This is a genomic window from bacterium, from assembly GCA_040753555.1.
Classification (GTDB): Bacteria; UBA9089; UBA9088; order UBA9088; family UBA9088; genus JBFLYE01.
Genome location: JBFMDZ010000074.1, coordinates 1 through 10,789, shown reverse-complemented (window position 1 = coordinate 10,789; position 10,789 = coordinate 1). Strand labels below are relative to the sequence as shown.

Annotated in this window: 9 protein-coding genes; all 9 read right to left on the bottom strand. The window is 39.9% G+C overall.

Annotation, left to right across the window (positions count from 1 at the left end; all coding sequences use genetic code 11):
- Positions 1–115 precede the first annotated feature (115 nt).
- Complete coding sequence (locus tag AB1630_07200; GenBank protein MEW6103579.1) at positions 116–643, bottom strand: PQQ-binding-like beta-propeller repeat protein; 528 nt, start codon at positions 641–643, stop codon at positions 116–118.
- Between the two features lie 75 nt (positions 644–718).
- Positions 719–1,087 (bottom strand): type II toxin-antitoxin system PemK/MazF family toxin, encoded by a 369-nt coding sequence (locus AB1630_07195; protein MEW6103578.1) that lies wholly within the window; start codon positions 1,085–1,087, stop codon positions 719–721.
- The gene (locus tag AB1630_07190; GenBank protein MEW6103577.1) at positions 1,080–1,328 is read right to left on the bottom strand and encodes a hypothetical protein; all 249 of its coding nucleotides are present in this window, start codon (positions 1,326–1,328) and stop codon (positions 1,080–1,082) included. The genes AB1630_07195 and AB1630_07190 overlap by 8 nt, the downstream gene beginning before the upstream one ends.
- A 99-nt stretch (positions 1,329–1,427) precedes the next feature.
- Positions 1,428–3,932, bottom strand: a complete 2,505-nt coding sequence (locus AB1630_07185; protein MEW6103576.1) for a putative Ig domain-containing protein — start codon at positions 3,930–3,932, stop codon at positions 1,428–1,430.
- The gene (locus AB1630_07180; GenBank protein MEW6103575.1) at positions 3,933–5,561 is read right to left on the bottom strand and encodes a right-handed parallel beta-helix repeat-containing protein; all 1,629 of its coding nucleotides are present in this window, start codon (positions 5,559–5,561) and stop codon (positions 3,933–3,935) included.
- A 2-nt stretch (positions 5,562–5,563) separates the two neighbouring features.
- On the bottom strand, positions 5,564–7,036 hold the full coding sequence (locus tag AB1630_07175) for an FG-GAP-like repeat-containing protein (protein MEW6103574.1): 1,473 nt from the start codon (positions 7,034–7,036) through the stop codon (positions 5,564–5,566).
- Positions 6,967–9,948 (bottom strand): FG-GAP-like repeat-containing protein, encoded by a 2,982-nt coding sequence (locus AB1630_07170; GenBank protein MEW6103573.1) that lies wholly within the window; start codon positions 9,946–9,948, stop codon positions 6,967–6,969. The genes AB1630_07175 and AB1630_07170 overlap by 70 nt, the downstream gene beginning before the upstream one ends.
- Positions 9,914–10,117, bottom strand: a complete 204-nt coding sequence (locus tag AB1630_07165; GenBank protein ID MEW6103572.1) for a hypothetical protein — start codon at positions 10,115–10,117, stop codon at positions 9,914–9,916. Before AB1630_07165 ends, AB1630_07170 begins: the two co-directional genes overlap by 35 nt.
- Before the next feature lie 7 nt (positions 10,118–10,124).
- Positions 10,125–10,385 (bottom strand): hypothetical protein, encoded by a 261-nt coding sequence (locus tag AB1630_07160; GenBank protein MEW6103571.1) that lies wholly within the window; start codon positions 10,383–10,385, stop codon positions 10,125–10,127.
- Between the last annotated feature and the right edge of the window lie 404 nt (positions 10,386–10,789).

The window sequence follows — 10,789 nt, the reverse complement described above, 5'->3', positions numbered from 1 at the left end:
AATCTTTATTCTCATAACAAATAAATTATATTGTTTTGAATTTTCAATTTTAGTCATTTGAATTTGTTTTAAAATTTCGGATTTTCAATTTCGGATTTCATTTGTTCCATTAAAGCTAAACACATACGCTTCCTTTGATATTGCCATTGGATGTCTCTACAAAATAGAGTGTGCCATCATCTGAAGCAACATAGACAGTTTTCTCATCAAGACTTAAGCTTGGAACAGAGAAGGGATTACTTATCTTTTTACTCCAGATAATAGTTGCCTTTGTTTCATCATCTCTAACGCATACGAGTTCGCCGGCTCTGGTGGCAACATAAATGAGTCCATTTGAATCAACGACACAGGAATGGATTACTTCTGCAAAAACCTGGCACCATTTCTGGTTGCCATTCTGATGGAAGGCATACAATTCTTCAGATACCGCCACATAGCTGGTGTTATTTAAACCAATGACTACAGAACAACCTTTGCTTTCAGGAAGCTGTTGAATCCATTTTAGATATGGATTATCTGGCCCAGGATACTCACCCCTTCCTGTGCGCTGGCTGTCATGCTGGAGCTGGGGCCAGGGAGCAACATCAACCCAACCCAAACTTGCCCACACCACCAACCAAACCACCAAAATAAACCTTTTCACCCCTCTTGCAAATATCTTAACACCTTCGTTAAAAATCAAAGATTAAAGCATTTTGCGGAATGCTGATTTTTATGCTTACAACCTGATGAAGTCGATTACCAGTTTAACTGCCCTCTCCACTTCTTTCATTCTAATGTCTGTTAGTTTCCCGAATCGTCTCATTAACCTTCCTGTATCAATGGTATATATCTGGTGGCATTTGACCACTGAATCTACTGTGAGTCCTCCCTCTCCTTTTTTTACAGAAACATTGAGGATACCGCGGCGTTTAACATCAGTCGCTTTTGATATAGCCAAAACAACCACTGTCCCAAATCCTGTCTGATTGATCGTATTGCTTTGGATGAGAAGGGCAGGCCGAATGCCTCTCTGTTCATGTCCTCTGGCAGGATTGAAATTTACCAACCAGATTTCTCCTCGATGAGGGAAGCCTAAGTCAGTCATGGTTTAATGCCTCCATCTGGGCGGGCAGAGCCAATTCAGCATCAGCAAGATCAGATTCATCCTTTAAAGAGCAGAATTCGACAACCTTCTTTCTCAGGTCATTTCGACTGAATTCATCCAGGGCCATTTCAATCAGTTGGCTCCGATTGACCTTTTTGTCGGCAAATACCCGGTTATAGATCTCGGGAGAAACCGATATTGTAAACCTGACCTTTCCCTTGTTCTTTAATGCAACCGCCATATCCTGTCACCTCCTCTTATAAAACTGATGATTATCTTTTATCATACATTTTATCATATTTATTTCAGTATGTCAATACCTTTTTCTCCAAACTACAATTTACTTCACCCTCACTGTAAAACTGACTGAACCGGACTGACCCGGCCCAACCTCATCTATAATCCACCTGATCTTTGTGGCAGATTGATTGAAGCTTTCTTGCCAATCTCCACCATACCAATAGCTTACCTCTGACTCTTGACTCTTAACCTCTGACTCTAATACTGTATTCTTCGGCAAAACATCAATAATAGAAACATCCATTGCTGTTGCTTGACCCTCATTTTTATAGGTTATGGTATAGGTTATTGTTCCTTTTGAATAGACCTTCTGTTTGCTTGCTTTCTTTGTGAGGGTGATTTTTGGAGAAGAGGGGGTTGTTGTTCTAGTTGCCACATTTGACAGGTCTGACCAATTTGGCACTTCATCTGCTGTTTTAATAGCAAACCAATAAGTTGTATTTGGCTGTAAGCCAGTAACAATGAATGTCTCTGTACCATAGGCAGGTTGGGTAACCTTTGTCCTTGTGCTAGTGGTAACTGAACCAAAGTTATCAGAGGTAATCGTATAGGTTGCCCATCTTAGATCATAGGTAGTGGCTGTACCTACATATCCATCATCACCAGGGGTTGTCCAGGTCAGGGTAATAGACCTTGAAGTTACAGTAGCAACAGAGAGGTCAGTAATGGTACCTGGTGGAGTAGCATCTGTTTTTACGGTGATGGTGATAGTCTCTACATCAGATAAACCAGGTTTCTCCTTTATCACCTGAACAAAGTGGATATATTCATCTCCATCTCGCTTAGAGTTTATCCTGAAGTCTGTGCCGGTTATAGTTCGTGATCCTTTTTCCAGTGATTCTGCCTCATTAAGGGTAGTTCCTCCAGGTTGGCGTTTAGCAAAATGGGCATCGGTTAAAGTGAAGGTGGCAGTCAACCACTGGTTGGTGTTATTTTTGGTAACGATACCAGCCTCTTTATAAATTTTATCTATTGCATCATACTCTAAGCTGAATGTGTCATTACCAGTATCAAAGTAGGTTACCTTAATCTCAATGGAATTAGAGCCACCATTGATAAAATTGGGATCTACCTGGAAATAGATATATGGATTGGAATCATTTGTCTTTCGGTATGTTTTGCCTAATATAGTTCCTTGCTCCGGTAATCCTTTATCTATTACATCCACCTGATAGAGCCCTTGGTAGAAATCGTTGCTACCACAGTTTTCAGAGAGGTCGGTTAGTTGTATCCAGATATTCTCTGCACAGTCTGGCTCAATCCCAACATGATTGTAAGCAAACCTTAAGTCCTCTTGATGGCTGGGCTCTGCTATATCGGCTGCATATATCTCTAAGAAATCAGGATGGGCTCTTAAGGCATTACAACTGGCATCTCTGAAACTACCTTGTTGTTCTGGTTGTGTCTTTGATGAACCCCATGCCTGATAGACTATATTGGTGCTCTGATGATACTTTCTGAACATCTTCTGTGCCCAATAATCATAATAACTACGAGCTTTATATGAGTTGTTCTGTAGCCAGCCTCCTTTTGAATTAAGATATGATGAGACCTCTTGCCACAGCCTTTCTTTCTCGTCCTCGTTCATTATCTCAGGTGCATTCAAGGCAAGACTGCAAGGTGTTTGATCAAATGCTTCTAAATTTCTATCTATAATCCACTTTATTGTCTCTTCATAGACATCATAAGAATAGCCTTCAGCTCTCCAGTAATCTGTCAGTGAACCTGCATCCTTACCCAAGGTCATCTCAGGGAATAACCCTATCTGGACATACAAAACATTGGGATTGCCATCATATTTTTCGCCAAAGGCTTCAACGAATTTTTTATACTTCTCCTTGAAGACAAGGTCCCATATCACCGGATAGGTTGTGGTTCTATCCCTTTCATCCCAATCAGGTGGCAAAGTGACTGTTCCATCTGGATTATACTGGATATACCTGGCACTTGGGCTACCCTTGAATACCCATTCAGGGGTTGCACACTTAAGCTCTGGACTCCAGCCTGCATAGGAAGATATATATACTGCCAGCCTTACCTTCTTTCCTGCCTCTGTCCAAATCTTCATGTCACCATCAATCACACTCCAGTCAAAAACACCCTCTTTAGGTTGAATATTACTCCATATGGTAGCAATCTTTGCTCCCGCAAGATAAGGATTGTCTATATTGGCATCTATATCATCATTCTTCCTGAATAGCTGGATGATTCCTCTCTCTTTTGGTTTCTCAAACTCACTTCTGTCTCTTGCCTCAAAGGAGATGGTGTAGGTACCTGCCTGACCATAAGCAGGTGTCCACTTAAAGGTCTGGGTCTTGGTATCAAAGCTTACCCCAGGAGGTAGATTAGAGGCAGAATAATGCAACTCATCTCCATCCAGGTCAGTAGCAGTAATGGTGAATTCTAAAAGTTCTCCTTCTTTCACCTCCTTATCTCCTATTGGATCTAACTGTGGAGGTTGATTAGATGCTTCCAGCGATGCAGAAAATATCCCCATAAGAAAAAGAACTCCCATCAAACTAACCAACAAAAGAAATCTCTTCATCTATCTCACTTCCACGCAGAAGCTGACTGTGCCTGATTCTGATGGTGCAACCTTTGGGATTATCCACCTTATTTTGCTTGCTTTTTGGTTAAAGGCTACATTCCATTGATTATCATACCAATAACTGACTCCAGACTCCTGACTCCAGACTCCTGACTCTAATACTGTATTCTTTGGCAAAACATCAATAATCACAACATCCATTGCTGTGCTCTGACCCTCATTTTTATAGGTAATCGTATATGTTATTGTTCCACCCGATCTTACATTCTGCCTATCACAGGTCTTTTTTAGGGTAATGGATGGCTTAACACTATACTCCTTAAACCCTTCCTGGAGTTGCCAGCCTGGATTTGTGTTTTGTGACCACTCATAGGCACCAACATCCCAAAATTCTCCAAAGGGACGGCTTGAGCAATTAAAATCATCAATCGGGGCATTATAATTTGCTGTCCCGGTATCCCGAAGACTGGCGTTAATCTTTGGATATAGGTTCACTATTCCTGAAGTAAGACAGGGGTTGATGAATTCATCCACTGGTGGATTACCAGGCGTTGAACCACTTACACTACAAGCACCATAATGCCGATTGTTGAAAAGTGTCCAGGAACCTATTCCATACGGTGTATGAATAGCAGTGGCAGATAAAGAATTTTGATAGCAGGCATTGTTTATGCAAACCAGAGGACTCTTATTCGACCTGGCATCCAGTCTAAGACAGGTTGTGGTAGCATAATAGACTGTATTGTTGCGGATATATAAATCATTCATTCCCCAGCCAGTATAACCACCGCCGGTATTGATACCATAGTTACAATTGAACACAATGTTATTCTCTATGTTTGTCTGTCCAACCGCAAATATGCCTTCACCTGGTGAATTCCAGATAACATTACGCCAGACGATGTTGTTATCAGAAGCCAAGGCTCTATCTGTTTTATAAAGAACAATCCCACCTCCTCTACAGTTATAGACAACATTATCCTGAATGATATTACGATAAGTTCCTCGTTTAAATTGTATCCCCCGTCCCCTATCTGCACTGGTGCAATCATGTATCCAGTTAAATTCTACCATGGAGTCATGAATAGGCGTTCCGCCTTCATGCTTACCAAGATATATCCCTTCATAATCTCTTATATGATGTATATGGCAATGACGAACAACCAGATATGAAAGCTCAACACCATTAAGATTGCAAGATATTCCATTACCAGTAAGGTCATGGAGATGTAGGTCTTCTAAAGTAATATGGTCTGATGTAGATTGTATCTTTATCCCATCAATCCCACTAACCGAAGAGGTATTTGTTATCTCAAGACCTTTGATATGGAGGAAACCTGAGTTATATATGTTTATCATATTGTCTGCGAATGAACCAGTAATTTTTACAATACCCCCTGTTGGAGCGATTGTAATCCAGGCTGAATCTGTTCCTTTTTTGTTACTAATACTCCAGCATGATGTGAAGTTATATGTCCCTGATTGAATAAGCAAGGTATCACCGGCGGTAAGCATATTCGTATAAGACCTGATTTCATTGATGGTTGTAGCCGTATAAGTAGCGGCTATTGAAGCTGCTGGAAGAAAAAATATAAAACTAAACCCTAAAACTAATCTCCTAAACATTCTTATTTTACCCTCACACTAAACGATAGGCTTCCCTCGCTTTGAGGTAAAACCTGAGGAATTACCCACCTTATCTTGGTTGTCTCTTTGCTAAAGGTAGATTGCCAATTGTTATCATACCAATAACTGACTCCCGACTCCTGACTCCAGACTCCTGACTCTAATACTGTTTTTTCTGGCAAAACCTCAACAATGGTAACATCTATTGCTGTGGTAGAACCTACATTCTTGTAGGTAATCGTATATGTTATTGTTTCACCAAAGACTGCCTTTTGTTTATTGGAAGATTTATTTAGAATAATATTGGATAAAGAAAATACATCAAAACTTTTCTCTATTGACCAATCAGAGGTAGAAAGCCCTGTGTCTATTGTTTGGATAGCCCAATAGTATGTTCCAGCAGGTAAATTAAGGGATAAGAAGCGGGATTTTAGACCAAGGTAGTTTCCCAGAAGGGGTGTTCCATATCTTTGTGAGACTACATCATCTTTACCCGGTGAAGTTCCCACCCTGATATTGTAATATAGCCCCTCCTTTGGCGTTTCTCTATCAGAACCATATCCCCAGCTTAATACTGCCTTGCCATTTATATAAGCGCTAGTTAGCTCAGTAGGTGGTAGGGGCTTCTGGTTTGGGTTATTTCCTCCAGTTATATCTGCTTCATCATTTAGATAAAGCTTGGGGATTGGATCACCACATAAGGTATGGGCTGCAGAAACAAGGTCTAAATCACCATCATTGTCAATATCTGCCCAGACAATTGTTCCGTTTTGCAGAGCTGGAAAGTCTACACCAATGTCAACAAACTCTCTTCCCTCTATGTTTCTATAAATCTTAAACATTGCATCACCTGAAACAAGTCCGCCACCCATCATAGCAAGGTCTATCCATCCATCATTGTCATAATCACCAAAGGCAATAGAGTTAATAGGATTTCCCTGAAGATTTATACTTTCATCCCAAATAAGCCTTCCTTTTGTATTCCGATATAGCCTTGTTGTGGTATAATGGTCTCCAAGTATTACTCCTCCAATAACAAGGTCAAGGTCAGAATCATTATCTATATCAGCCCAGTCAACAGAGCTCCAACTCACAGGTTCAATCTCAATATTTGTTTCTTGAAATATGCCAAAATTATTTTTGTATATCTTTGAGATTCTTCCCTTTGCGAACTCCTCGCCAGTAATGAATAAATCAAGATAGGAGTCATTATCATAATCTACAAAGGCAATATCTCCATCGTATATCTCATTCCCAAGGTTTTGTCCACTATCTATCATAATTCCATTTTCATTCTTATAGAGCTTAACATTGCTTCCTCTACCCATTATCGCAAGGTCGCAATCACCGTCATTATCACAGTCAGAAACTGTAATTTTCGTCCTGTAATCAGGAGCAAAGATGTTCATTTGAGAGTCAGGGAAAGAGCCTGCCTCATTCCTAATATCTTCCCTATATATTTTTGCCCATTCCATCCACTTCCAGTTACAACCAGGTCAAGGTCTGAATCCCTATCATAATCAAGCCACGCAAGGCAACCAAAAATTACGCCTGGAAAAACATTCCCTGAGTCTATAAATTTCCCATTGTTATTCTTGTAGATTCTTGTAATATCCCCCTCTCCTACCCCTTTCACCTTACCACAAATAGCAAGGTCTATCCAACCATCATTATTATAGTCTCCAAAGGCAACAAATGGGTCAAGGTGAAGGGGAGGGATGTTTAAATTCAGCATAACAAAGCCCTTTCTCTTTACAAAAAAGCTTCTTGTGGCTATAGAGCCTGATGAAAGCCCCCTTGCAGTAATTGTCTTTGTGCCAACAGGTATGGTAGGAATGCCAAAGCTTTGGTTAAATCTTCCTGATGGGTTAGATGTAGAGGTAGCAATTGTCTTTATCTCTCCAAAATCAATAGCTATAGACTCATTCTTTCCAAAGCCATAGCCATCTACTGATACCTGATTTTCCATAGAGGAATAAACCTCAATATGGGTATCAGTCTCATAGTATCCTGTAAAATCCTCTGAAAAGAGATCCTTGTCAAGGTCATAATGTCTTCTGGATGATGGAATAAACATCCAGCCTGTTCTGGATGGATAAATATCTACATATGGCGAGTTAATGGGGGCAGAGAGCTTATATAAACCATTTATGTCTGTATATGTTCTAATAGTTCTATTAATTTCATATAGATAGACAGAGACATCAGGGATTCCATTTCCATTCTTATTCCTGATATAGCCACTTATGATGCAGGCTGGCACGAGGTCAAAGGAAGCAAAATCTCCCTTTTTAGATAGGTTTGAATAAGCCACAACAATTATTCTTTCAAAGGCTTGTGGTGTAATAGAAAATGAACATGTAAATGCTCCAAGGTCTGATGTAAAACAAGAACTAATTCCAATATGTGTTCCAAAGTCAATATTTACAAGGGTAAGGGCTTCATAGCCTTTGCCAAAAACGAGTAGCTCTATTCCAGAATTACCCCTATTTGGACTAATAGAGATAGAATAACCTGTTGTTTTTCCAGTAGCTATGGATATTGGCGATTCATTTCCTGACTCATCCCTTGCCTTTATCCCTATCCAGTAAGCATAGTTTGGATTAAGTCCTGAAAGGATAAACTCCTCTTTTTCTCCTCCTGTTTTTGGAGATATTTCTTCCTTGACCTTATCTGCAAAAAACCAGGTTTTTTCATCCAAAGTAGAGGTTGAGTATCTAATTTCATAACCTGCGACTGTTCCTTGTATTCCATCATCCCCTGGGGCTGTCCAGGAAAGGAGAAGGGAATTATCACCCTCTATTTTTACCTTAAAATCATCTATCCTTGCAGGTGGAATTAAATCCTTTCTTGCAGCAATTGGATTAGATATGCCGTAATTTCCATCTTTATCATAAGCCTTTATAAACAAAAGCTCTCCCTCTGAATGTATGGTCATATCCAGGGTTTTTGGTGTTTCTAAAAATGCCTCTATTGGTGTTATTGTTCCACTATTTAGGCTAAAGGATATGCTCCCTGAATAAGGTTTATAAGATGATACACAAACAGAGAATGGCATACCTACCTCTACCATCCCTGGTGCATCTATGCTAAAAGAGCCTTTTTTCTTTGGATATACACCTCTATGGAATTGGTCATTGCAATAATATTGCCATTGGATATTATTTGGGTCTCCCTCAGAGGATAAAACATAAATTCCTCCCTTTGTTGCCCCATAGATTATCTCTGTTTTTCCATCCCTGTCTATATCAACTACAACAGGTTGGGAGAGAATTGACCCCTTTGTTTTTATTGGAAAGCCTAAAACTTTACTTCCATCCCCATTCAATCCCTCTATTGCTCCACCATAGTTGCCAACCAATATTTCGCAGGCACCATCATTGTCTATATCACCTATAGATATAGGCGTGAGATAGTTATTAGAAAAAGAAATAGGGAAGCCTTTTACCATCTGGCCATTGATATGAAATGCATATATTTTATTGTCATCCCGACTTCCAACAACTATTTCCAAATCACTATCTTTATCTATATCACCTATGCTTGGTGGAAAGGTTAAGTTTAGTTGTTCAGCCATTGCTGGCCATCCTGGGAATTGGCTTCCATCTTCTTTAATTACATTTACTTTGTCGGATGAAGAAAAGATTATTTCAAGACTACCATCTCCATCAAGGTCAGCAAGGGTAGGTTGGTTTCCATTTGTTTTAAACATAGAAATTCTTTTTCCATTATGCTTTAGAATGTAGGTATAATAGTCATAACACCATGGGTGGCCATCAACTGCTATTTCTAAATCCCCATTATTGTCTATATCGCCAACAGAAACACTCTTGTATGCTGAACCTGGTTCTGCTTTAGCTGGCCAATACCATATAAGCTCTCCATTTCCCTGGATGGCATACAACCAGGCACCTGAGCTTGTAATTATCTCCATATCGCCATCATAATCCAGATCAACAAGGCTGGGTGTGGTAAACTGTGTAAAGTCATCTTCTATTACTCCAAAAGGAAATCCCTTTACACAAGTGCCATTATGGTGGAAGGCGCGAAGGTAACTACCAGACATAAGGACTATCTCTAAATCAGAATCCCCATCTATATCACCCAAAGCAGGCGATGAGCTATGGTCATATATACACATCCCCCAAACACCATAGTAATCTGGCATCTCTACTGGCCAGCCAGGAAGTATCTTGCCACCCTCATCAAATAGGTATAGGCTAAGCCTGCCAAGTTCTCCCGTTGTTATTGCTATCTCAAGCTTGCCATCATTATTAACATCAGCTATTGTTGGTGATGTCCAGACTCTATCCTTTGTTATAAATGGCCATCCTGGTTTGTAAGATGTATTATCAACTAAATCTCTGAATATCTCCAGTAAAAACAAGGCTTTTTGGAAAGATCCCCTCTGTCTTTGCCTCTTTGTAGTATTTAAGGAATTCATCCCTCATCAAGGGGATGAGGTTTCCTTTTTCATCAACAAGGAGTATGGGAGTTTCTGTTCCAATGGTAAGTGGCTTTGGCACACAAGGAATCTTGTATTCTCCATCCATCATTATCACTTCAGGAAAAAACCTTTACATCAGAAATCTCTGCATCTGGTGGAAGGAGCAAGAAAAGCTCCTTTATCGGAAGAAGGGGATCTCCTGCTTTATATGAAGCCCTGCATCCAGGCGAGCGGACAATGGAATAATCAAGGCATCTTTCAACCTTTAATGGGTCAAAGCCAATCTCAAGAAATATAACATCCCTTTCAAACCCTGTTTTTGCGGTAAGACAAAACCCCCTACTTGCAAGAATAATTGCTAAAATAATCTTTTTCATCTATTTTAAATATAACCTAAAATCTTGCTTTTGTCAAAAAAATTAAAAGTCAATAATTAAATGACAAAAAAAAATTGACAAACAAGAATTTTTGTAGTATTCTTCTTTATGAAGATAATAAAAAGGAGGTTTTTAAGATGAGTGTGCCAAGCAAAGCGTATTGGGTCTTGTTGGTGAAAGTCCAACTTGGGCAAAGGCTAGCCACCAGCTCAATACTTAATTCCACATTCAGGGAGGTAACAAACTGAATGATGCTGGAAGGTAGGAGACATCGGGACACAACGCAAGTGAAGGGATTGAGCCCCGAAATTTACCATCGTGTCTTAAGGCCGATACTGTTCATTGAGGAGCAGGCAGAACTCTCAAAGCCGATATGGGCGAGGCTATGAGAGCCCGACGAGAGG

Coding starts and splice junctions, on each gene's coding strand:
- AB1630_07195 (MEW6103578.1), bottom strand. CDS start 1,087: ATGACTGACTTAGGCTTCCCTCATCGAGGAGAAATCTGGTTGGTAAAT.
- AB1630_07190 (MEW6103577.1), bottom strand. CDS start 1,328: ATGGCGGTTGCATTAAAGAACAAGGGAAAGGTCAGGTTTACAATATCG.
- AB1630_07185 (MEW6103576.1), bottom strand. CDS start 3,932: ATGAAGAGATTTCTTTTGTTGGTTAGTTTGATGGGAGTTCTTTTTCTT.
- AB1630_07180 (MEW6103575.1), bottom strand. CDS start 5,561: ATGTTTAGGAGATTAGTTTTAGGGTTTAGTTTTATATTTTTTCTTCCA.
- AB1630_07175 (MEW6103574.1), bottom strand. CDS start 7,036: ATGGAATGGGCAAAAATATATAGGGAAGATATTAGGAATGAGGCAGGC.
- AB1630_07165 (MEW6103572.1), bottom strand. CDS start 10,117: ATGATGGATGGAGAATACAAGATTCCTTGTGTGCCAAAGCCACTTACC.
- AB1630_07160 (MEW6103571.1), bottom strand. CDS start 10,385: ATGAAAAAGATTATTTTAGCAATTATTCTTGCAAGTAGGGGGTTTTGT.